Here is a 21134-nt window from a genome sequence, read left to right on the forward strand (position 1 = left end):
GAAGAGGCCGGCCGTCCGGCCGTCGTACCCGGGAGACCTGTGTCCCTACGGATCCTGCTGCCGGCCGGCGCACCACGCGTCCTGGCCGCGGCGCAGCTCAGCAACTCGGTCGGCGACGGCGCCTTTTACGTCTGCTCGGCGCTCTACTTCACCCGGGTCATCGGCCTCTCACCCACCCAGATCGGCCTGGGGCTGACCCTGGCATGGGCGGTCGGTTCGGTCGCGGGAGTGCCGCTGGGCGCGCTCGCCGACCGCCGGGGGCCGCGTGGCACCGCGGTGCTGCTCGCCCTCGCCACCAGCATCGCCGTCGCCTCGTTCCTGTTCATCCGCTCCTTCGTGCCGTTCCTCCTCGTCGGGTGCCTCTACGCCACCGCGCAGTGCGGACTGGCCGCGGCCCGCCAGGCGCTGCTCGCGGGGCTGGTGGACCGCGCGGCCCGTACCGGCGTATTGGCCCACCTCCAGTCGACGCTCAACGCCGGGCTGGCCCTAGGCGCGGCCCTCGGCGGGCTGGCCCTCCAGTACGACACCCAAGGGGCCTACCTCGCGGTCTTCGCCCTGGACGCGGTGGGATTCCTGATCTGCACGGCGGTGCTGCTCCTGCTGCCCGCGGTGGCCCCGGTCCCGGGCCGTACGGGCGGCGAGCCGCGGTTCGCGGTGCTGCGGGACCGTCCGTACGCCGTGCTGACCTTCCTCAACGCGGTCCTGCTGCTGCGGATGCCGCTGCTCAGCCTCGCCATCCCGCTCTGGATCGTGGCGCGTACGGACGCGCCGAGCCGGCTGGTCTCGGCACTGTTCGTCCTCAACACCCTTGGCGTCATGGCCTTCCAGGTCCGTACGGCCCGGAGGGTGACGGGACTGCGCACCGCCACCCGAGCACGCACACTGGGCCCCCTGCTGCTCACCTCGCTGCTGGTCACGTGGGGGGTGCCGGGCTGGCTCCTGCTGGGGGCGCTGTTCCTGGTGACCGCGCTGGCGATGGGCGCGGTGGTGCACTGGGCGGAACGGGACCGGGCACGGCGGCCCGAGCGGTCGGTAAACGGGGCGGAGACGGCACCGCTGACCGCCCCGGCGTCCTGAGCACGAGCCCGGCGCCTCCTGCTCCCGAGCCGCGTCCCGCCGCTCCTCCGCTCGCTCCCCCTGCCTCCTGCCTGCCGTTTATTGATCGTTGAGGGGGAGGCGGGAACGTGGAGTCCGCATCGGCCAGACGCAACACAACTGGGGAGCGGCATGCCCACACTTCACCTGAAGAAGATCAAGTGCATCGAGCAGGAGGACTGGACCTTCCACGACGACGTCGTCATCAAGGTCGATGGCGTCGTGGTCAACTTCCATTCGATGGATGCGGGCGACACGGACACCATCGACGAGTACGTCAACTTCACCGGCAAGGCCCTGATCCAGATCTACGAGGCCGACTACGGCGGCGATGACGACGACTTCCTCGGCGAGCACACCGTCCGGCGCGGCAGCGGCGTGCTGGAGTTCACCGAAGACGACGCCCACTACAAGCTGTCCTACGCGGTGGAGTAGCAGTCCGGCAGCCCTCGGGCGGCCGGCTGAGTACGAGGACTGATCCGGGACAGCTGAAAACGGTGTGGGCCGGGCAGCAGGGGAGCCCGGCCCACACCGCGCTGTGCTGCGGACGACGGGCCGGAGCGACCGCACCCGCTGCTCCGGCGCACCGGCACGGATCTGAGTAGAGCCACTCATGACAGCGCCCCGCGTCGGCCATGACGCTGAGGCGGTCCCGTATCCGACATTTCCGAGGCTCATCCATGAAGGCGACGACCGCTCCTCGCATCCTGCCGCCGGTTCTGCTCGTGGCGGTGCTCCTCGCCCTGGCCCTCTCGGGCCTTCGGCCGCACGACCGCGCCACCTGGCTCATGGAGACCTGCTGGGTGATCCTCGGCGTGCCGGTACTGGTCGCGGTGTGGAAGCGGTTTTCGCTCAGCCCGCTCCTGTGCTGTCTGCTCGGCGCGCACGCCCTGGTCCTGATCGTCGGCGGCCACTACACCTACGCCGAGGTCCCGGCGGGGCACTGGCTTCAGGACGCGCTGGACCTCTCCCGTAACCCCTACGACCGCTTCGGCCACCTCATGCAGGGCTTTGTGCCGGCCATCCTGGTCCGCGAACTCCTGGTCCGGACCTCCCCCTTGCGCGGCAGCGGCTGGCTGGCCCCGCTGACCGTGTGCGCCTGCCTGGCCTTCAGCGCGTTCTTCGAGATGACCGAGTGGTGGGCGGCGCTGGCCGGCGGCTCCGCGGCCGATGCGTTTCTCGCCACTCAGGGGGACAAGTGGGACACCCAGTGGGACATGGCCTGCGCCCTCCTCGGAGCGATCGTCTCGCTGCTGCTCCTGAGTCGCCTCCACGACCGCCGGCTCGCCCGGCTGGGCACCGGGGAGGCCCGGACCGCCTGACGGCCTCCGGGCCGCTGGTGAGGGTGCTCAGCCCCCGCCGATGGCGAGGGCGACAAGACCCGTCTTCGTGGCGCCGCCGCCCAGGAGCGAGGACCCGGGCAGGCGGCGGATACGCGTCACAGCGCGCGACTCCCGGCTGAGGCCGGCGGGCTCAGCCCCGGGCGGAGAAGGGACAGGCCCAGTCGGCCGGCTTGGGACGGCCCGAGTAGCGCCGGGCCTCGGAGAGCTTCTCGTACTCCAGGAGATTGGGATTGATGCTGCCCTGAAGCTCGATGTCCTGCTTGCGGATCTTCTCGGCCAGCCGGTCCCAGAGGCCGGCCGCCTTTATCCGGTCGAACTGGTGGTGAGAGTTGAAGGCGAGCATCGGGAACGGCGGGCGGCGGCCGACGCGGCTGTGGGTCTCGTGCAGCCCGATCACGAAGAACGGGTGCCCGGCGACGCTGTACGCGAAGGCACCCGACGACGGGTCGCGGTCATAGCCCTCGGCCCAGGAGTGCGAACGGCTGTCGTGGTCGTGCACCGCCTGGAGCTGCTGCCACAGCAGCTGCTCGAACTCGATCTCCGACACGTTCAGCGGACCCGAGAAGGTGGCCACGAAGCTCGTGAAGGGTTTCGCGGCCCAGTCCACCGCCGCCACATAGGACTCCAGATCCGCCGCCATCTGCTCGGCCGCGGTGTCATCACCGAACCATGTGTAGTGGCGATGGGTGATGCCACCCTGTCGCCATGCTGAACGGCCGGCCAGACAAGCAAAGGAGTCGCCGAGCAGGAACTGCCCGACTTCATCAGTGGCGGCGGAGACGTCAACCGTCATGTTTGTGACCTTCGGTGAGTAGGCCAATACCCCTGGTGGGGGCCCTGGCAGGGTGGGACCCTGGCAGTCAAGATCGGGCGAGGCCGGTTCGTCAAGACTCAACCGATTCACCCGCTGCGACTGCCCTCACCGACAGCGTCCGGACTGCGGCTGCGATAACCCGCGGCCCCTCGGGACGCGACCACGCGCGGGCCCGCCGGACGGCTCGTTCCGGCTCGGCGAGTGCGGGTCGTTCGGCCGCGTTTCCGCAGCTCGGGACCTTGATCGCCGTGGTGGACCAGGGCGCCCCGACTCTACAGGCGAGGGGGCCGATCGCACGACCGCGCTGTGAATCCGACTGCGGTGTGAATCCGACCGCGCTGTGAATCCGACTGCGGTGACCGCCCCCGCGGCACGGCCGGCCTGTTCCTGCCGGGACCTCGTCCAGGGACGGGGTCCGGCTCGGCGCACCGTCGGCGGGGCCCACCACGAGGCAGGGGCCGACGGCGTCGCCGAGCACCGGACGGCATACCCGTCAGGCAGGGGTGGACGCGGCCTCCTTCTCGGCGGCGGCCGCATCGGTGCCCTGGGCTTCGGCACCGGCCGCGGGGCGCGAGTAGAAGACGGTCCGGCCCTGCTTGCTGCGGTGTGCGAGGCCCTTGGCGACCAGCGAGGTCTCCAGGGTGTTGCGTACGGCGGTCTCCGGTGCGGCCTGCTCGGGATGCTCCTGCGTCAGCAGCTTCGTCATCTCCGCGACCGTGCGCGGCTGCTCGTCAAGGAGTCCGAGGACGCGGTCGGCGCGGGTGGCACTCCGCCGTCCCGCGGTGGACCGGGCCGCCTTGGCCTTCCGCGGCTTCTTCTTCGCGCTTGCGCTCTTCGCCGCCTTGGCCGGGGCCTTCGCCGCCGGCTTGTCCTTCGACGCGGTGGCCTGCGCCCGCCGTGCCGGGGGGACCGTCGCCGGTTTCGTCACCGCGGGTTCGGGCTCGGCCGACTGTGGTGCGACGGCCGGCTTCCGGGCACCGGTTCCGAGGTGCTTCTGGAGGTCCTCCAGCTTCACCCTGAGCTTCTGGAGCTCGTCGATCTCCTTCGCGATGCTCTCCAGTTTGGCAGCTACCTGCACAGCGAATTCCGAGTCTGACATGACACAGCCTGCTCTCTATCGCCTGGTCGATCTACGGTTGGCTGGATGTTACTCACCTCTCCCGGCAATTAACCCAGAGTTGGACCTCCTTATCGTGGGGAACCTGGCGTACGGGACGGGTTCCACGGCTCAACCGGCTTACTCTCACGGTGAGTTCGGGGACCGTGCAAGTGTCTTGTGTCAGTCAAGAAATGAGCAGTGAATGAGCCATACGGGACTCGCCCGCAGCCGCGTGGACCGTGCACCGGCGCACTGAACTCTGTCCGTAAGTCACTCCTTTGAGGCTTTCCGACGTCAACTCATCGGTGCCCCGGCAGCCGTCCGCCGGGGGAGGGGACCGCGACTTCGGCCCCGCTGACCTGCGGCTGTGACGACAGATGACCTGTGGGTGTGAAGTGAACTCCCCATGGCGAGCCCTTGCTTTTGACAGCTCCGGAGGGACTCGGCCGGGCCGCGTCTGATGTCGTGGTCGTGGCATTGAACGGGAATTCCGGGAGTGCAGGGGCTGCCCAGCGCCCGCACCGCCCCGCACTTCTGCTCACCCCGGGTAAACCCTCGAACAGCCGAGCATCATCTGCGTCGAGCCCTCACCGGTAGTAGGACGGAGACGACGGGTGTGGCGGTGGGAGGTGGGAGGAGTGGCTCGGATTGAACGTCGTCGTAGATCTCAATCGCTGTCAGGGCTATGCGCAGTGCGCGTTCCTCGCCCCCGAGGTGTTCGCGATGCATGGTGAGGAATCCCTGCTGTACCACCCGGTCGTGCCGGACGGGCAACTGGAACAGGTGCGCCGGGCCGCGGTGGCGTGCCCGGTGCAGGCCATCGTCATGGGCGAGGAGGCGGGCTCCGGTGCGCGATGAACCACGCGACGGCCGGATCGTCATCGTCGGTGCCTCGCTCACGGGGCTACGGGCCGCCGAGAGGCTCCGCGAGGAGGGTTTCACCGGCCCGCTGACCCTGGTCGGGGAGGAACCGCAGCCCCCCTACGACCGGCCCCCGCTGTCCAAGCAGGTACTGCTCGGGAAGGTTCCCGCGGGCCACACCGGGCTACCGCAGCGCCGTGAGCTGGACGCGCAGTGGAAGCTCGGCGTGCGTGCCACCGGACTCGATCCGATCGAGAAGCGGGTCCTGCTCGCCGATGGCGCGGAAGTGCCCTTCGACCGGCTGCTGATCGCCACCGGAACCCGCGCCCGGCCCTGGCCCCACCCCGCCGAGGCCGCTTTGGACGGGGTGTTCACCCTGCGCACCAGCGACGATGCCCGCCGCCTCGCGGAACGCCTGGACGCCGGGCCGCAGCGGGTCCTGGTCATCGGTGCCGGCTTCACCGGTTCGGAAATCGCCTCCGCCTGCCGGGAGCGCGGTCTGGCGGTGACGGTCGCGGAGCGGGGACCGGCGCCCCTCGTCGGCGCGCTCGGCGGCACCCTGGGCGCGCTCGCCGCCAAATTGCAGCGCGCGCACGGTGTCGACCTGCGCTGCGGAGTGACGGTCACCGCCCTGGAGGGCAACGGCCGGCTCACCGGCGCCCAGTTCTCCGACGACACCCGGATCGACGCCGACATCGCCGTGGTCGCCCTGGGCGCGGTCCGCAACACCGAATGGCTGGCCGAATCGGGGCTGGCCGCGGGCCCGCGCGGGGTGACCTGCGACGCCGGATGCCGCGCCTTCGACATGTACGGAATCGTCACCGACGACATCTTCGCCGCCGGTGATGTCGCCCGGTTCCCGCACCCGCTCTTCGAGTACCAGCTGCTCTCCCTGGAACACTGGGGCAACGCGGTCGCGCAGGCGGAGGTGGCGGCCCACAACATGGTCAATCCGGGGCCGCGCAGACTCCCGCATCTGACCGTACCGGCCTTCTGGTCCAGCCAGTTCGGCCTCAACATCAAGTCGGTGGGTGTGCCCACGTTCTCCGACCAGGTGGTCATCGCACAGGGCTCGCTGAAGGACGCCCGGCTGGTCGCCGTCTACGGCTACCGGGGGCGGGTCACGGCGGCCGTCAGCGTGAATCAGGCCAGGTCACTGGAGTACTACCAGCGGCTGATCGAGACGGCCGCGCCGTTCCCGCCCGCGCCGGGAGCCGCCGACCAGATGGAGTCCCCGGACCCCGTCCCCTCCGACGTACCGGACCCGAAGCTGCTTTCGCACGGTCCGACCGTCGCCCTCACCGGTCATCTGCCGGACCGACGTCTGACGGTGGTGCAACCGGCCCGCTGAGACCACCGCCACTCCACAGCGACAGCGATGAGGAGCCCCGCGCATGGCTGCGGACACCTTGTTCCAACAGATCACCGACTACGCCCACCGCGCCGACCCCTATCCGCTCTACGCCGAACTCCGCGAGCACCGGGTGGCGCGGCAGGAGGACGGCAGCTACCTGGTCGGGACCTACCACGAAATCGAAGCGTTGCTCCACGATCCACGGGTCAGTTCGGACCGCCGCAACCGCACCGCACCGGACGAGACCGAGGCCGGCGACGCCGGACTCCCGCCCGCCTTCATCGGGCTCGACGACCCCGAACACCACCGGCTGCGGAGCCTGGCGATGCGCTCCTTCGGCCCGCCCCACACGCCCGGCCGGATCCATGCCATGCACGGCGAAATCACCCGCATCGTCAAGGACCTGCTGGGCGGCCTGGAGGGCAGGGAACGGATCGACATCGTCGACGACTTCGCCTACCCGCTCCCCGTCACCGTGATCTGCCGCCTGCTGGGCGTACCGATCGAGGACGAGCCGCAGTTCCGCGAGTGGTCGGACGCGATTGTCGCCGGCATCGACCCCAATCCCAAGGAGGACCCCGCGGAGCGCCAACGCGCCGCCGCGGAAGCCCGTAAGACGATGGCGCTGTATCTGGGAGACCTCGCCGAGAAGCGCCGCGATCATCCGTCCGACGACATGCTCTCCACGTTCGCCGGTGGCGACGACCCCGACGGCCGGCTCACCCCGCTCGAGATCATGACCACCTCCGTGCTGCTGCTGATCGCCGGCCATGAGACCACGGTCAACCTGATCACCAACGGTGTCCTCACCCTGCTGCGCCACCCCGACCAGCTGGCACGTCTGCGCAGCGACCCGACCCTGATGCCCCGGGCAGTGGAGGAACTGCTGCGCTACGAGCCACCCGTGCAGATGCTTCCGCAGCGCACCCCGTTGGCCGACATCGAGGTCGCCGGGCTCACCGTCCCCAAGGGCGCCCCGCTGATCCTGATGCTCGCCTCCGGCAATCGTGACGCCGAACGGTTCCCTGACCCCGACCGCTTCGACCCGCTCCGCGAGGACATCCAGCACCTCGGCTTCGGCAGCGGCATCCACAGCTGCTTCGGCGCCCCGCTCGCCCGCCTGGAGGCCCAGATCGCCCTGAACGAACTCCTCCACCACCTCGACACACCCCGCCTGGCCGAGGACCCGCCGCCGTACCGGCGCAGCCCGGTGTTGCGCGGGCCCCGGCACCTGCTCGTCGCGCACGGCTGAGGGTGCCGTAGGAGCTGGAAGCAGTAAGGGGCAGCCCTTAGGGAGTGTCCAGGGGGCGGCTGTCGGCCAGGACGGCGCGCGCGTAGGTCACGTGGCGCGCGAACAGTTCGCGCTGGGCGGCATGGGCGATGTCGAGGACGGGCGAGTCGGCCCGCCGGACACCCGGCAGATACGGTGCCGTACGACAGCGCCCGGTCTCCGCATCGGGATCGACCAGGCTCAGGTAACACGTCGGCAGCTGACCGGTGACCCGGATGACCATGCGGCCGGGCAGCCCCTCGGCGTCGAAGCCCCGGGCCACCGCCAGCAGTTCCCGGGCCGAGGAGGCCGCGCGGTGCGGGAGTTCGGGTTCGCCGAGGCTCCGGGCGTACTCGCCCATCAGGATTGATTCGGGATCGGCCACCACGTAGGTGATGTTCACGCGCCACGCCATGGCCCGCGATCTAGCTTGCTAGGATGCTAGCATCGCGCTCGTGAGTGATGAGGAAGTCAAGCAGTTCAACGTCTACCTGCCGATCGGCCTGATCAAGCAGGTCAAGTACCGCGCCATCGAGTCGGGCATGTCGCTGTCGGCGCTGGTCGCTGACGCGCTGCGGGCCTACCTCGACGACACCGACGGGCAACGGCAATCGACGGAGAAGGGGACCTGACATGGCGACCGAAGGAATAGAGGCCGTGTTCCTGACGACCCACAACTGGGGCAAGGCGGCGAAGTTCTTCCAGTCGCTCGGCTACGAGCTGGAGTTCTCGACCGACCACAACTCCGGCCGGCTCCGCAATGGCGACGGCCCCTACGTCTTCATCGCCGAGGTCCCTCAGGACCGGGAACCCGAGACGCAGATCGTGCTGAAGGTACCGGACGCGGCCGCGTTCCGCCCCGACCCTGCCGTCGAGGTGGTCACGCCGTTCGAGGAAACCCATTACGGGACCCAGGAGATGACCGTCCGTGACCCCGACGGGCGACTGTGGAGCCTCCAAGCTCCCGCCGGCAACTGACCGCGTAGGCAAGGGAAGGGGACATCATGGCAGGTGAGCAGACCGAGGCGGCGCCGGACAACACCGCGCTGCGGACCGCCCTCTGGCGGGCACTGCACGTTCAGGCCGACCCGCCACCGCATGTGCTCAAGGACGAGATCGGCCTCCAGCTGGCCGCCCCCGGCGCCGACTGGCGCAGCCGCCCCGACATGGACCCGCAGGCCACCAGGGGATTCCGGGCGGCCATGGTGGCCCGTGCTCGTTTCATCGAGGACCTGATGGCCGAGCAGGCAGACCGCGGCATCACCCAGTACGTCATCCTGGGAGCCGGCCTGGACACCTTTGCCCAGCGCAGGCCGGAGGTCGCCGCCCGACTGCGGGTCTTCGAGGTCGACCAGCCCGCCACCCAGGCATGGAAGCGCCACCGCCTGGCCGCACTCGGATATGGCATCCCCGACTGGCTGCACCTGGTGCCGGTCGACTTCGAGGCGAGTGAGGACTGGCTGGAGCAGCTGACCGCGGCCGGGTTCGATGCCGGCCGGCCGGCGGTCATCGTCTCCACCGGGGTCACCATGTACCTCACCAAAGAGGCCACCGCGGCCACCCTGCGCCAGATCGCCGGACTCGCACCCGGCTCGACGCTCGCCATGAGCTTCCTGCTGCCGACCGAACTTGTCGCCGAAGCCGACCGCCCCGGCCTCCGGGCGAGCCAGGCGGGCGCACAGGCATCCGGAACGCCGTTCCTCAGCTTCTACACCCCACCCGAGATGCTGGCACTGGCCCGCGAAGCCGGCTTCGAAGACGCCCGGCACGTGCCGGGACCGGCGCTCGCCGAGCGCTACTTCGCCGACCGCACCGACGGCCTGCGCCCGTCCAGCGGAGAGGACCTGCTGCTGGCCACCACCTGACCGCTCGTCCATGCCCGGGGAGGGGATTCACCGCTCACCGCACGGCAAATATTCCCTATGCGCCGGCCTGGGTGCGTCCCTAGGATCGACAGCGTGATCGACATCCCGGAAGAGCTCGTTGCCACCCAGACCAGGATCAACGGTGTGGCGGGTCGTGACTTCATTGCCGCGTTGCCGGGGCGGGCCGCGGAGTTCCTGGAGTGTTGGGATCTGAAGCCGACCGGGCCCTCGATGTGTGGGATGGCGGCGCTGGTCCTGCCGGTGGAGCGGAGTGACGGGACGCCTGCGGCGCTGAAGATGCAGTTGCTCGACGAGGAGAGTGCGGGGGAGCCGGTCGCGCTGCGGGTCTGGGACGGTGAGGGCGTCGTACGGCTGCTGGAGCATGATGCGGGCACCAACACGCTGCTGCTCGAACGCCTCGATGAGAAGCGCCACTTGTCGACCCTCGATGACTCCCGCCAGGCCATCCGGATCCTCGCCGAGCTGCTGGCCAGGCTCTGTGCCGTGCCGGCACCCGCCGGTCTGCGGCAGCTGGGCGACGTCGCGCGGGAGATGCTCGACACGGTGCCGGACGCCGTGCGTGCGGTCGCCGACCCGGCCGAGCGGGCGCTCCTGAAGAGCTGTGCGGCGGCCGTGCGAGAGGTCGTCGATGAACCCGGTGACCGGCTGCTCCACTGGGATCTGCACTACGACAACATCCTTGCCGCGGACCGGGAGCCCTGGCTCGCCATCGACCCCAAGCCGCTGGCCGGCGACCCGGGCTTCGAGCTGATGCCCGCGCTCGCCGATGACTTCGACCCGTCCGAGGTGCGCTACCGCTTCGACCTGATGACCGAGGTGCTGGGCCTCGACCGGCAGCGGGCGGTCGCATGGACGCTGGGGCGGGCCTTGCAGAACCTGCTGTGGAACATCGAGGACGGGGAGGACGAGCTGGAGCAGGAGCAGCTCGCGATCGCGCGGCTGCTGCTCGGCCGGTGAGCGGGGTTGCCGTCGCGCCGCGGGGACGCTCTCCCCGCTCCCTTCGGCCGGCGTCGCCGTTCCGGCCGTCCGGGTGCGGGAGTCCTGATCACGTAGGCTCGACGGATGGCGAAGTATTTCGACGTACACCCCGAGAATCCTCAGCGGCGCACCATCAGCAATGTGGCCGACAGCATCCGCTCCGGCGCGCTCATCGCATACCCGACGGACTCCTGCTTCGCGCTGGGATGCCAGCTGGGCAGTCGCAGCGGCATCGACCGGATCAGGTCGATCCGCAACCTCGACGACCGGCACCACTTCACCCTCGTGTGCCAGAACTTCTCGCAGCTGGGGCAGTTCGTGCACATCGACAATGATGTGTTCCGCGCGATCAAGGCAGCCACTCCCGGCAGCTACACCTTCATCCTTCCCGCGACGAAGGAGGTGCCGCGCCAGCTGCTGCATCCGAAGAAGAAGACGGTCGGCGTCCGCATCCCGGACCATGTCGTCACCCAGGCGCTGCTCGCCGACCTCGGTGAGCCACTGCTCTCCAGCACCCTGCTCCTGCCCGACGAGGAGGAGCCGATGACGCAGGGGTGGGAGATCAAGGAGCGACTCGACCACGTCGTGGACGCCGTGATCGACTCGGGCGACTGTGGCACCGAGCCGACCACGGTCATCGACTTCTCCGGCGGCGGCGCCGAGATCGTCCGACGAGGGGCGGGCGACGCCTCGCGGTTCGAGTAGCCGTTCTCGCTGAGGGTGTCGCGGTCGTGACGGCCGGCTACCGGTGGAGTTCGCCGCCCACCGAGACGGGGCGGGCGGGTTCGTACCCGCCCGCCCGCGTTCGGCATCGTTGCGGGGCAGAGATCAGGAGCGCGGGGTACGGGGCTACTCGCCTCGCTCCGCGTTCTTCTCCTTGATCCGGACCGCTTCCTTACGGACCTCGGCCTGCGTGGCGCGCTCCCGCTCCAGCCACTCGGGGCTTTCCTTCTTCAGCGCCTCGATCTGCTCCGTGGTGAGTGCTTCGGTGACACCGCCACGCGCGAGACCGGAGATGGAGACGCCGAGCTTGGCGGCGACCACCGGCCGGGGGTGCGGGCCGTTGCGGCGCAGTTCCACCAGCCACTCGGGCGGATCGGTCTGGAGTGTGTTCAGCTCGGTGCGCGAGACGACACCCTCCTGGAATTCGGCGGGGGTGGCCTCGAGGTACACCCCCAGCTTCTTCGCCGCGGTCGCGGGCTTCATCGTCTGAGGGGTCTGGTGCGACTTCATGCTGTCAAGGGTATCGAGCATGTGCGCTACCTCCGACCACGACCGGTAACCTGGCGGCGTGACAAGCTCGGAAGCATCCCCGTCGTTCCGGCTCGCGTATGTCCCGGGAGTGACGCCCACGAAATGGGTGCGGATCTGGAACGAGCGACTGCCCGACGTCCCCCTGACCCTGATCCCGGTGCCCGCCACCGAAGCCTGTGCGCTGTTGCGGGACGGCGGCGCCGACGCGGGTTTCCTGCGGCTGCCGGTCGACGGGACGGATCTCGCCGCGATTCCCCTCTACACCGAGACGACCGTCGTCGTGGTCCCGAAGGATCACCTGGTGACGGCGGTCGACGAGGTGGCCGCGGAGGACCTGGCCGAGGAGATCGTGCTGCACCCGCTCGACGAGACCCTCGACTGGGAGCGGCGGCCGGGAGTGCCCGCGAAGGAGCGTCCCGCCACGACGGCGGACGCCATCGAGCTGGTGGCGGCAGGGGTGGGACTCCTCGTGGTCCCGCAGTCACTCGCCCGTCTGCACCACCGCAAGGACCTCACCTACCGGCCGCTCTCGGACGCCCCCGCGTCGCGTGTCGCGCTGTCGTGGCCGCAGGAGGAGACCACCGACCTGGTGGAGGACTTCATCGGCATCGTCCGCGGGCGCACCGTGAACAGCACCCGGGGCCGCGCGCAGGCCCCGGCCCCGGCGCAGCCGAAGGGCAAGCGCCCCGAGGCGGGCGGCGCCCGGCGGAAGCCCGCAGGAGGCAAGCCAGGGGGCAAGGCGGCGGGCAAGCCGGTGGGCAAGTCGGGCGGCAAGGGTTCCCGGAGCGCTTCGGGTGGTTCGGGCGGTTCCGGCGGACCCAAGGGCGGCCGGCGCGGCAAACCTCGCCGCCGGCCGTAGCTCCGGCGCCGCGCGGAGCGTGCGGGGCTTGGTCGATTGCGGGTGCCCTTGAGGGGCCAACTCCCTACGGACATACGGCGGGGGCGGGTGAACGCCGAGGAGGGGACGGTGCCGGCCCGGCCGATGTCGTGCGGGCCGGGCGGCCGGCACCATCCTCCCTCGTGCAACTCGGCTCAGGGCGTGGGCAGTCCGGGCCCCGTGCAGTGCACATCGGCGTGCGGCACGGTGCCGTCGGTCAGATAGGCCGCGGCCGTCTCGTCCACACAGCCGTTGCCCCGGCTGGCGAACACCCCGTGGGAGTAGTCGTCGTGGAGGGAGACCAGACGGGAGCCGGGCAGTCGCCGCTGTAGGGCCCGGGCGCCTTCGATGGGGGTGACGGGGTCGTGCTCGGAAGCGATCAGCAGGACCGGTGGCGCCGCGGGGCTGCCGAGCGGCGTACCGTGCGCGGGCCGGTGGTGCCAGTACGCGCACACCGAGGTCTCCATACCGGTCAGCACCGGCTGCGGGTCGAGGCGCCGCAGCCGCCGGATGTCGGCGAGGACGCGGGCAGGTGAGGGCGCCGGTCCGTCCGCGCATTTGACCGTGCGGTTGGCGGCTTCGTACGTACGTGACGCGGGGCCGTCGAAGGGCTCTGCCGGGCGCAGCGGGCCGGTGGTGCCGTCGCGCAGGTAGGTCCGCAGGCCGTCGGCGAGACCTGCCCAGCGTTCGGTGCGGCCCAGCGCTCGGTAGACGGCGCGGTCGAACTCCGCCGCGCCGAAGCCGTCCACGGGGCGCTCGGCGAGACCGTCCCGCACCCGCTGGTACGCGGCCCGTACCGCCGCTGCGTCGGCACCGAGCCCGAAGCGTTCCTGGTGCCGGGCCGCCCAGGCGAAGAACACCGCCCGTTGGCGCACCATGGCCCGGCTCTGAAGAAGATCGAAGTCGTACCACTCCTCGGGGCCGACGACGCTGTCCAGCACCATCCGGCCCACCCGCTGCGGGAATTGCGCGGCGTAGGCGGCCCCGAGGTAGCTGCCGTAGGAGACGCCGAGGTAGCCGATCCGGCGCTCACCGAGGGCCTCGCGCAGGGCGTCCATGTCCCGGGCGGTCTCGGTGGTCGACAGATGGGGCAGGGCGTCCTTGAGGTGCCGGGCGCAGTCGTCGGCGGTCCGCCGCAGTCCGTCGAGGTAGGCCCGCTCGGCCGTCCGCCCCGCGGGTACCGGTTCCGGCCCCGGGCTGTCGAAGAGGCCGCCCATCGGACCGCAGTCCGCGGGTGCGCTCGCACCGGTGCCGCGCGGGTCGAAGCCGATCACGTCGTACGAACGCCGCACCTGCTCCGGCAGTTTGGCGCGCTTGGTCACCGCGTAGGGGAGGCCGGATCCGCCGGGCCCTCCCGGGTTGACCAGCAGGACGCCCCGCCGCTCGGCGGCCGGGCCGGTGGCGCGGACACGGGATACCGCGATGTCGAGGTGCTTGCCGTGCGGGTGGCTGCGGTCCAGGGGGACGCGCAGCCGGCCGCACTCCACCTGCTCGGGCGCGGGCGGCGTCGGTATGGAGTCCGGGCAGGCGCCGAAGCGGAGCGCCGGTGGTGGGGGAGCGGCGGGAGCGGGGGCGGCCGGGAGCAGGGCGGCGGTGGCCGTGAGGGCGCACAGCAGGCCGGTGCGGCGTACGGCAGGAATCACTGGTCTCGCATTCGGGAGTGCGGCGGGGTGCCGCAGAGGTTGGTGATGAAAATGATTATCGTTTACAGTGTGGCTCGGTCAAGCGAGCGGCCCTCACCAAGGGGCCGCCGCTTCCTCAAGTACCGCCGCAACAACGCCCGTACGACGCTGCGAAGAAGGGACACCGTGGCTCATCTGCTGATGGTCGAGAGCTGGGTCGGAGCGATGAGCAGGCTGCTCCCCCGGGCGATCCGGGAGGGCGGACACGAGTTCAGCTTTCTCACCCGCGACCTGCACCACTACCTGCGCTCCGCACCCGAGGGCACCGCTCACCCGCTGCTCGGCGCCCGCCATGTACTGACCGCCGACACCAACGACCTCGACACGCTGCTGCCGTACGCCGAGCGGCTGCACGCCGCGTTCGGCTTCGACGGGGTGATCACCTCCTGCGACTACTACCTCCCGGCCGTCGCGCGGATCGCCGGCCGGCTCGGGCTGCCCGGCCCGGCGCCCGAGGCGGTCGAGCACGCCTGCCGCAAGGACACGACCCGGCACACCCTCGCCGCCGCCGGGCTCCCCGGGCCGCGCTTCGCGGTCTGCGCGGACCGGTCCGAGGCGGCCGCCGCCGCGGCGGAGATCGGCTATCCGCTGGTGCTCAAGCCCGTCGACCTGTGCGCGGGGATGTTCGTACGGCGCGTCGACGACGAGGCGGAGCTGGTCCGCGCCTACCGCGCCGTCGAGGGCTTCCCCGTCAACGCCCGCGGCCAGCGCCGGGCGCCCGTGGTCCTCCTCGAAGAGCTGCTGCACGGTCCCGAAGTCAGCGTCGAGACCGTGACGTTCGACGGGAGCACCCAGGTGGTCGGGGTGACCGACAAGAGCGTCGGCGGGGCACCGGCCTTCATCGAGACCGGCCATATGTTCCCCGCGGCGCTTCCGGCGGCCGATACGGCAGCGGCCGGGGAGACCGCCCGGCAGGCCATTGAGGCACTCGGACTCGACGGCGTCGTGGCGCACACGGAGCTCAAGCTGACGCCCGACGGACCGCGTCTGATCGAGGTCAACCCCCGCCCCGCGGGCAACCGCATCACCGAACTGATCCGCCATGTCACCGGTGTCGACATCGCCGCCGCCGCGGTGGAGCTGGCCCTGGGGAAGCGGCCTGACCTGCGTATACGTGACACCGGGCTGCGCAGTGCCGCCATCGGCTTCCTCGTTCCGGATGCCACCGGGGTACTGGAGGAGATCGACGGCGCGGACCTCGCGCGCACGGCGCCCGGAGTGCTCGAACTCCGGCTCGCCGAGCCCGGGACGGCGGTCCGGGCGGCCGGCAGCAACAACGAGTACCTGGGACATGTCATGGCCGGCGATGCCGAGGGCCCGGACGCCCGCCGGTGCGTCGACGCCGTGCTGTCCGGGCTGCGCCCGCGGGTGGTGAACCGATGACCACGCCCACCACCCATCTGCCCGCCGCGGCCGCTTCGTACGACGGGCTCGTGGCCCGTGTCCTCGGCGGTGACTTCGGGCCCGACCCGCGCACCCAGCGGGTCGCCGTCGCCTTCAGCACCCGGCAGGCCGTACGCCATGAGGGCCGCAGCGGCGGCTACCGCAACGAAGTGCTGAGCCTGCGGCTGGCCGGCGCGGTCGGCTCGTGCGCGGTGGAGCCCGGTGAGCTGCCGGACGCCGCGATCGAGGACTGCGTCGGCGCGGACCTGGCCCGCCTGATGGCGCACGAACTGCGCCCGGTGCGGGTGGCCGCCCTCGACACCTATCTGATGCACGTACTCCCGCACACCCCCGCGCACGGCGCCCGGCCCTGGTCGCTGCCGGCCGGGTCGTCCCTGCGGAAGTCCCGGGCCAGGGCACGGGCCGTCGTGGGGCTGGTCGACGCCGCGCCGGGCGCCCGGGTGCTCGTGGTCGGCGTGGTCAACTCGCTGCTGGAGGCGCTCCGTGCGCGCGGGCTGTCGTATGTGCCCTGCGATCTCAAGGGGGGCACGACGGAGTGGGGCGAGCCGGTCCGCACCGATGCGCTCGCCGAGTTGGCGCACTGTGACGCGGTGCTCGCCTCCGGGATGACGCTCGGCAACGGCAGCTTCGAAGCGCTGCGGGAGCACGCCCTGCGCCACGGCAAGCCGCTGGTGATGTTCGCCCAGACGGGCAGTGCGGTGCTGCCGCGGTTCCTCGGCTCCGGGGTGAGCGCCGTATGTGCGGAGCCGTACCCGTTCTTCTGGCTCGACGGCGGGCCGGGCACCCTCCACCGCTATCGCGCCGACGCACCCGGAGCCGCCCGGTGACCACGGCCGTCCGGCATCCCACCGGTAACCGCGAGCTCCTCGGCCTGCTCGGCCGCACACCGCTCGCCCGGATCACCGCCGACCTGCCCTGCCCGCACCCCGGATTCTGGGCCAAGCTCGAAGGGCTCGGCGCGGGCGGCATGAAGGCACGGGCCGCGGTGTCCATGCTGCTCGGCGCCCGCGAGGGGGGCCAACTACGGCCCGGCGCCCCCGTCGTGGAGTCCACCTCCGGCACCCTCGGCATCGGTCTGGCCTTCGCGGGCCAGGCACTCGGCCATCCGGTGGTGCTGGTCGGCGACACCGAGCTGGAGCCGGCCATGCGTCGGCTGCTGCGGACCCACGGGGTCCGGCTCGAACTCGTCGACCGGCCGGCGGCCGAGGGCGGCTGGCAGGCTGCCCGGCTCGCCCGGCTGCGGCAGCTGCTCGCCGAGTTGCCCGGCGCGTACTGGCCCGACCAGTACAACAACCCCGATAATGTCGCCGGTTACGCCTCCCTCGCCGCCGAGATGGCAGCCGAACTCGACCACCTCGACGTCCTGGTGTGCAGCGTCGGCACCGGAGGCCACAGCGCGGGCGTGGTCGGCCCGCTGCGCCGGCACTGGCCGCGGCTGCGCCTGATCGGGGTGGACGCCACCGGCTCGACGATCTTCGGCCAGCCCGCCCGGGCCCGGCTGATGCGGGGCCTCGGCAGCAGCATCCACCCCCGCAATGTCGCCTATGACGCCTTCGACGAAGTGCACTGGGTCGGCCCGGCCGAGTCCGCCGACGCCTGCCGCAGGCTCGCCACCGGCAACTTCGTCAGCGGCGGCTGGAGCACCGGCGCGGTCGCCCTGGTCTCCGCATGGGCCGCGCGGGTGCACCCCGGAACCGTCGTCGCCACCGTCTTCCCCGACGGCCCGCAGCGCTACCTCAACAGCGTCTTCGACGACGACTTCGCCGCCGCCCACGGCCTGGACCTGGCCACCGCCGCCACCCGCCCGGTCGAGATCCCGCATCCGACGGCCGCGGAGGCGACCGGATGGACCCGGTGCGGGACGGTCACCGACCCGCTCGTGCCCCCAGGCGCGGGCAGCGGACGCCCGCCCGCCCCTACGCACCACAACTCCCGCCCCACCACCTGGGAAGAAGCCCCGTGAAGGTCAGCCAGCGCACCGTACGACTCGAACTCACCGAGCCGCTGCGGATCTCCCGCTCCACGATGGCGGCCCGCGACGCCGTATGGCTCGCCGTCGAGCACCACGGCACCCGCGGCTACGGAGAAGCCGTCACCAGCACGTACTACGGCCTGGACGCCGCCCGCCTCGGCCGGCTGCTGCACGAGGCAGGGCGGGAACTCGCCCGCTGCGCCACCCCCGAGAGCGCCCTCGACGCCCTGCGCGCGGGCGCACTGCCCGCGCCCGGCACGCCCCCGGCGGTGACCGCGGCCGTGGAGTCCGCCCTGCTCGATCTGGTCGGGAAACGCGCCGGCGTCCCCGTGCACCGGCTGCTCGGCGCGCCGGAAGCGCCCTACGCCGCCACCGCCCGCACCATCGGCATCACCTCGTACCGGGCGGCCGCGGAACAGGCACGCCGGCTGACCCGCCGCGGCTTCTCCGTCCTCAAGATCAAGGCCGGTGCCCCGGACCCCGAGGACGACCTCGACCGCGTCCTGGCGGTACGCAACGTCGCTCCGCACGCCCGGCTGCTGCTCGACCCCAACGGCGCCTGGAGCCCGGCCCTGGCCGACTCCCTGCTGCCCCGCTACGCCGGTCTCGGCATCGAGGCGGTGGAGCAGCCGCTCGCCCCCGGCGACCCGGAGGCGCTGGCCGCACTCGCCGCGCGCTCGCCGCTGCCCGTGATCGCCGACGAGGACGCGGTCGGCTTGGAGGACGCCCGGCGGCTGGCCGGGCGGGTGCACGGCATCAACGTCAAGCTCGCCAAGTGCGGTGGGGTCACCGCGGCTTTGCGCATCGCCGATCTGCTGGCCGACAGCGGCACCGCGCTGATGCTGGGCTGTCTCACCGCCAGCACCCTCGGTCTCGCCCCGGCCGTCCACCTCGCCGACCGGGCCCGATGGACGGACCTGGACGGCCACTTGCTGCTCGCCCACGACCCCTGGACCGGCATCGGCGGCACCGACGGCACCGTACGCGCCGGACGCGAACCGGGCCTGGGCGTACGGCCGGTCCACGGCGCAGCACCACCGGGCGAGGAGCCGGCCGGCCGGGAGACAGGCGGCCAGGACGCGCCGGTGCCGGCCCCTGACGAGGAGGCGGCACAGTGAAGACCTGGCACGAGATGCGCCGCTTCCCGCTCGCCATCCGCCTGCTGCTGATCAATCAGCTCGGCGTCAACACCGGCTTCTATCTGCTCATTCCGTACCTCGCGGTGCACCTCGGCGAAGACCTGGGCATGTCCGCCGCGGTCGTCGGCATCATCCTCGGCGTCCGCAACCTGAGCCAGCAGGGCCTGTTCCTCATCGGCGGCTCGGCCTCCGACCGGCTGGGCGCGCGCCGCGTCATCATCGCCGGCTGCGCGCTGCGGACCGTCGGCTTCGGCCTCTTCGCGCTCGGCGACGGCCTGACCGTCCTCATCGCCGCCTCCGTGCTCAGCGGACTGGCCGGCGCGCTGTTCAACCCCGCCGTACGGGCCTACCTCGCACAGGAGGCGGGCCCGCGCAAGGCCGAGGCGTTCGCCCTCTTCAATGTCTTCGCGACCACCGGCGCCCTGATCGGGCCACTGCTCGGCAGCGTCCTGCTGCTGGTCGACTTCCGGGTTTCCGCGCTCACCGCCGCCGCCATCTTCGCCCTGCTCACCGTCGCCCAGACCGTCGTGCTGCCCGCCTCAGAGGTCGCCCCCGCGACCAACAGCGTCCTCGGTGACTGGCGCGAAGTCCTCGGCAACCGCGTCTTCCTGGCCTTCGCCCTGGCCATGGTCGGCATGTTCACCATGCAGAACCAGCTGTATCTGCTGCTGCCGGACGGCGCCCGGCGGGCCACCGGCTGGGACGGCGCGGCCGGTCTGGTCTTCCTCATCGGCACCGTCGCCAACCTCTCGCTCCAGATGCGGATCACCCGCGCCCTGAAGGAGCGCGGGAACCGGGCACGGTGGATCAGTGCCGGCCTCGGCCTGATGGGGCTCGCCTTCGTCCCGCCGATGGCCGTCGCAGGTCTGGGGGCGCCGTCCGGCGGCCCGGGCGACGCCGTGCTGCGCGCACTGCCCGTACTGGCCGGGGCGCTGCTGCTCTACCTCGGCGTCATGGTCGCCCAGCCGTTCGTGCTGGAGCTGATCCCCGCCTTCGGCCGCGCCGAACTCACCGGCACCTACTTCGGACTGTTCTACGTGGTCTCCGGTATCGCTGCGGCGCTGGGCAACACCGTCGTCGGCTGGGCCATGGACACCGGCGAGCACACCCGTACGCAGTGGCTGCCGTGGGCGTGCTGCCTGGCCTTCGGCCTGGTCTCCGCGGCGGGTGTCGCCTGGCTGCACCGGCTGCGCGGCCTGCCGGAGCACGCCACCGACCCGGCCCCGGCCACCGCCGCGCCCACGACGACGGCAAAGACCTGACCACACCATGGAATCGGACATGCACCCCGAAAACCTGCTGACCGACAACCCGGAGCTCTACGAGGCCCGCTTCCCCGACACCGAACGGCTCGCCGGCCGCTGGGCCGAGGACTGCCTGCGCCGGCACCGCGCGGGCAGCCGCGTGCTGGACCTCGGCTGCGGCACCGGACGCGACGCCGCGTATCTGCACCGTGCGGGTCGCACTGTCGTCGGCGCGGACCTCTCCGCCGCGATGCTGGCCCATGCTCGCACCCATCACCCCGGACCGGACTACGTCCACGCCGACCTGCGCGACTTCGCCCTCCACCAAGGCCCCTTCGACGCCGTCGTCTGCCTGGACAGCGCCCTGCTCTACTGCCACACCAACGCCGAACTCGACGGCTTCCTCACCTCCTGCCGGCGTGGCCTCACCCCCGGCGGGCTGCTCGTGGCCGAGATGCGCAACGGTGCCTTCTTCCTCGGCCGCACGGAACTGCTCGACGCCCCGGCCGTCCACGACTTCACCTGGCGCGGCACCACCTACACCTCCACCACCACGCTGTCCGTCGACCGCGCCGCCCAACTCCTGCGCCGCACCCGTATCTGGACCGCCGCCGACGGCTCCCCGCCCCATGCGCAGCGCTCCGCATGGCGACTGCTCTTCCCCCAGGAGCTGCGGTACGCCCTCGTCGCGCACGGCTTCGAGGTCCTCGACCTGCACGACGGGCCGGGGCCGCGCACCGACCCGGCCTGGCACGAGGGCGCCGCCCCCGGCACATCCGCCGACGGAGACCGGCTGCACCTCGTCGCCCGGCTGACCCGGCACGACTGACGCCCGCCCGACCTCCGCCACCCACCCGCGCAC

General features: G+C 71.6%; 23 protein-coding genes. 18 read left to right on the plus strand and 5 right to left on the minus strand.

Annotation, left to right across the window (positions count from 1 at the left end; translation table 11 throughout):
- Positions 1–39: 39 nt before the first annotated feature.
- From AC3EUV_RS23540 to AC3EUV_RS23550, 3 genes are all read left to right on the plus strand, one after another.
- Positions 40–1077 (plus strand): MFS transporter, encoded by a 1038-nt coding sequence (locus AC3EUV_RS23540; protein ID WP_435603825.1) that lies wholly within the window; start codon positions 40–42, stop codon positions 1075–1077.
- 150 nt (positions 1078–1227) lie between these two features.
- Positions 1228–1530 carry a hypothetical protein gene (locus AC3EUV_RS23545; protein WP_432142478.1) on the plus strand — a complete coding sequence of 101 codons (303 nt, stop codon included), beginning with the start codon at positions 1228–1230 and terminating at the stop codon, positions 1528–1530.
- A gap of 245 nt (positions 1531–1775) precedes the next feature.
- Entirely contained in the window at positions 1776–2417 is a 642-nt protein-coding gene (locus tag AC3EUV_RS23550; protein WP_435603826.1) for a DUF2238 domain-containing protein, read from the plus strand.
- A gap of 151 nt (positions 2418–2568) precedes the next feature.
- Here the strand turns inward: AC3EUV_RS23550 and gntA are convergent, their stop codons facing one another.
- Positions 2569–3231, minus strand: a complete 663-nt coding sequence (gene gntA / locus AC3EUV_RS23555; RefSeq protein ID WP_432142480.1) for a guanitoxin biosynthesis heme-dependent pre-guanitoxin N-hydroxylase GntA — start codon at positions 3229–3231, stop codon at positions 2569–2571.
- Between the two features lie 514 nt (positions 3232–3745).
- Entirely contained in the window at positions 3746–4351 is a 606-nt protein-coding gene (locus AC3EUV_RS23560; protein ID WP_435603827.1) for a hypothetical protein, read from the minus strand.
- Between the two features lie 648 nt (positions 4352–4999).
- On the opposite strand from AC3EUV_RS23560, the gene AC3EUV_RS23565 reads away from it, so the two are divergent.
- From AC3EUV_RS23565 to AC3EUV_RS23575, 3 genes are read left to right on the plus strand one after another with little or no spacing between them, the layout of a single operon-like run.
- Positions 5000–5209, plus strand: coding sequence for a ferredoxin (locus AC3EUV_RS23565; RefSeq protein WP_432142482.1), 210 nt, complete (start codon positions 5000–5002; stop codon positions 5207–5209).
- Positions 5199–6563, plus strand: coding sequence for an NAD(P)/FAD-dependent oxidoreductase (locus tag AC3EUV_RS23570; RefSeq protein ID WP_435603828.1), 1365 nt, complete (start codon positions 5199–5201; stop codon positions 6561–6563). The genes AC3EUV_RS23565 and AC3EUV_RS23570 overlap by 11 nt, the downstream gene beginning before the upstream one ends.
- Positions 6564–6606: 43 nt before the next feature.
- The gene (locus tag AC3EUV_RS23575) at positions 6607–7818 is read left to right on the plus strand and encodes a cytochrome P450 (RefSeq protein ID WP_435603829.1); all 1212 of its coding nucleotides are present in this window, start codon (positions 6607–6609) and stop codon (positions 7816–7818) included.
- Between the two features lie 37 nt (positions 7819–7855).
- On the opposite strand, the gene AC3EUV_RS23580 is transcribed toward AC3EUV_RS23575, so the two are convergent.
- Positions 7856–8251 carry a hypothetical protein gene (locus tag AC3EUV_RS23580; protein WP_435603830.1) on the minus strand — a complete coding sequence of 132 codons (396 nt, stop codon included), beginning with the start codon at positions 8249–8251 and terminating at the stop codon, positions 7856–7858.
- Positions 8252–8291: 40 nt separating this feature from the next.
- Between AC3EUV_RS23580 and AC3EUV_RS23585 the strand changes: the two genes are divergently transcribed.
- The 5 genes from AC3EUV_RS23585 to AC3EUV_RS23605 all read left to right on the plus strand — a co-directional run bounded on the left by AC3EUV_RS23585 (position 8292) and on the right by AC3EUV_RS23605 (position 11405).
- Positions 8292–8468 carry a ribbon-helix-helix domain-containing protein gene (locus AC3EUV_RS23585; protein WP_435603831.1) on the plus strand — a complete coding sequence of 59 codons (177 nt, stop codon included), beginning with the start codon at positions 8292–8294 and terminating at the stop codon, positions 8466–8468.
- A gap of 1 nt (position 8469) precedes the next feature.
- On the plus strand, positions 8470–8814 hold the full coding sequence (locus AC3EUV_RS23590) for a VOC family protein (RefSeq protein WP_432142486.1): 345 nt from the start codon (positions 8470–8472) through the stop codon (positions 8812–8814).
- Between the two features lie 26 nt (positions 8815–8840).
- Entirely contained in the window at positions 8841–9701 is an 861-nt protein-coding gene (locus tag AC3EUV_RS23595; RefSeq protein WP_435603832.1) for a class I SAM-dependent methyltransferase, read from the plus strand.
- Between the two features lie 57 nt (positions 9702–9758).
- Positions 9759–10679 (plus strand): aminoglycoside phosphotransferase family protein, encoded by a 921-nt coding sequence (locus AC3EUV_RS23600; RefSeq protein WP_435603833.1) that lies wholly within the window; start codon positions 9759–9761, stop codon positions 10677–10679.
- A 105-nt stretch (positions 10680–10784) separates the two neighbouring features.
- Positions 10785–11405 carry an L-threonylcarbamoyladenylate synthase gene (locus tag AC3EUV_RS23605; protein WP_387233521.1) on the plus strand — a complete coding sequence of 207 codons (621 nt, stop codon included), beginning with the start codon at positions 10785–10787 and terminating at the stop codon, positions 11403–11405.
- A 144-nt stretch (positions 11406–11549) separates the two neighbouring features.
- Here AC3EUV_RS23605 and AC3EUV_RS23610 read toward each other — a convergent pair whose 3' ends face one another.
- A complete protein-coding gene (locus AC3EUV_RS23610) occupies positions 11550–11933 on the minus strand; it encodes a DUF5997 family protein (RefSeq protein WP_432142489.1) in 384 nt (127 codons plus the stop codon).
- 58 nt (positions 11934–11991) lie between these two features.
- Between AC3EUV_RS23610 and AC3EUV_RS23615 the strand changes: the two genes are divergently transcribed.
- Entirely contained in the window at positions 11992–12813 is an 822-nt protein-coding gene (locus tag AC3EUV_RS23615) for a LysR family substrate-binding domain-containing protein (RefSeq protein ID WP_435603834.1), read from the plus strand.
- A gap of 173 nt (positions 12814–12986) precedes the next feature.
- Here the strand turns inward: AC3EUV_RS23615 and AC3EUV_RS23620 are convergent, their stop codons facing one another.
- The gene (locus AC3EUV_RS23620; protein WP_435603835.1) at positions 12987–14474 is read right to left on the minus strand and encodes an alpha/beta hydrolase; all 1488 of its coding nucleotides are present in this window, start codon (positions 14472–14474) and stop codon (positions 12987–12989) included.
- 165 nt (positions 14475–14639) lie between these two features.
- Here AC3EUV_RS23620 and AC3EUV_RS23625 point away from each other — a divergent pair, with 165 nt between their 5' ends.
- From AC3EUV_RS23625 to AC3EUV_RS23650, 6 genes are read left to right on the plus strand one after another with little or no spacing between them, the layout of a single operon-like run.
- Positions 14640–15896, plus strand: coding sequence for an ATP-grasp domain-containing protein (locus AC3EUV_RS23625; protein ID WP_435603863.1), 1257 nt, complete (start codon positions 14640–14642; stop codon positions 15894–15896).
- On the plus strand, positions 15893–16744 hold the full coding sequence (locus AC3EUV_RS23630) for a Rossmann-like domain-containing protein (protein WP_435603836.1): 852 nt from the start codon (positions 15893–15895) through the stop codon (positions 16742–16744). Before AC3EUV_RS23625 ends, AC3EUV_RS23630 begins: the two co-directional genes overlap by 4 nt.
- Complete coding sequence (locus AC3EUV_RS23635) at positions 16741–17880, plus strand: PLP-dependent cysteine synthase family protein (protein ID WP_435603837.1); 1140 nt, start codon at positions 16741–16743, stop codon at positions 17878–17880. Before AC3EUV_RS23630 ends, AC3EUV_RS23635 begins: the two co-directional genes overlap by 4 nt.
- Entirely contained in the window at positions 17877–19007 is a 1131-nt protein-coding gene (locus AC3EUV_RS23640; protein WP_432142494.1) for a mandelate racemase/muconate lactonizing enzyme family protein, read from the plus strand. Before AC3EUV_RS23635 ends, AC3EUV_RS23640 begins: the two co-directional genes overlap by 4 nt.
- Positions 19004–20290 carry an MFS transporter gene (locus AC3EUV_RS23645; protein WP_432142495.1) on the plus strand — a complete coding sequence of 429 codons (1287 nt, stop codon included), beginning with the start codon at positions 19004–19006 and terminating at the stop codon, positions 20288–20290. The genes AC3EUV_RS23640 and AC3EUV_RS23645 overlap by 4 nt, the downstream gene beginning before the upstream one ends.
- Positions 20291–20309: 19 nt before the next feature.
- Positions 20310–21101, plus strand: coding sequence for a class I SAM-dependent DNA methyltransferase (locus AC3EUV_RS23650; RefSeq protein ID WP_432142496.1), 792 nt, complete (start codon positions 20310–20312; stop codon positions 21099–21101).
- Positions 21102–21134 lie beyond the last annotated feature (33 nt).

The organism is Streptomyces sp. bgisy130 (assembly GCF_057708345.1).

Coding starts and splice junctions, on each gene's coding strand:
- AC3EUV_RS23550 (WP_435603826.1), top strand. CDS start 1,776: ATGAAGGCGACGACCGCTCCTCGCATCCTGCCGCCGGTTCTGCTCGTG.
- AC3EUV_RS23650 (WP_432142496.1), top strand. CDS start 20,310: ATGCACCCCGAAAACCTGCTGACCGACAACCCGGAGCTCTACGAGGCC.
- AC3EUV_RS23590 (WP_432142486.1), top strand. CDS start 8,470: ATGGCGACCGAAGGAATAGAGGCCGTGTTCCTGACGACCCACAACTGG.
- AC3EUV_RS23545 (WP_432142478.1), top strand. CDS start 1,228: ATGCCCACACTTCACCTGAAGAAGATCAAGTGCATCGAGCAGGAGGAC.
- AC3EUV_RS23600 (WP_435603833.1), top strand. CDS start 9,759: ATGCGCCGGCCTGGGTGCGTCCCTAGGATCGACAGCGTGATCGACATC.
- AC3EUV_RS23580 (WP_435603830.1), bottom strand. CDS start 8,251: ATGGCGTGGCGCGTGAACATCACCTACGTGGTGGCCGATCCCGAATCA.
- AC3EUV_RS23560 (WP_435603827.1), bottom strand. CDS start 4,351: ATGTCAGACTCGGAATTCGCTGTGCAGGTAGCTGCCAAACTGGAGAGC.
- AC3EUV_RS23610 (WP_432142489.1), bottom strand. CDS start 11,933: ATGAAGTCGCACCAGACCCCTCAGACGATGAAGCCCGCGACCGCGGCG.
- gntA (WP_432142480.1), bottom strand. CDS start 3,231: ATGACGGTTGACGTCTCCGCCGCCACTGATGAAGTCGGGCAGTTCCTG.
- AC3EUV_RS23630 (WP_435603836.1), top strand. CDS start 15,893: ATGACCACGCCCACCACCCATCTGCCCGCCGCGGCCGCTTCGTACGAC.
- AC3EUV_RS23595 (WP_435603832.1), top strand. CDS start 8,841: ATGGCAGGTGAGCAGACCGAGGCGGCGCCGGACAACACCGCGCTGCGG.
- AC3EUV_RS23605 (WP_387233521.1), top strand. CDS start 10,785: ATGGCGAAGTATTTCGACGTACACCCCGAGAATCCTCAGCGGCGCACC.
- AC3EUV_RS23575 (WP_435603829.1), top strand. CDS start 6,607: ATGGCTGCGGACACCTTGTTCCAACAGATCACCGACTACGCCCACCGC.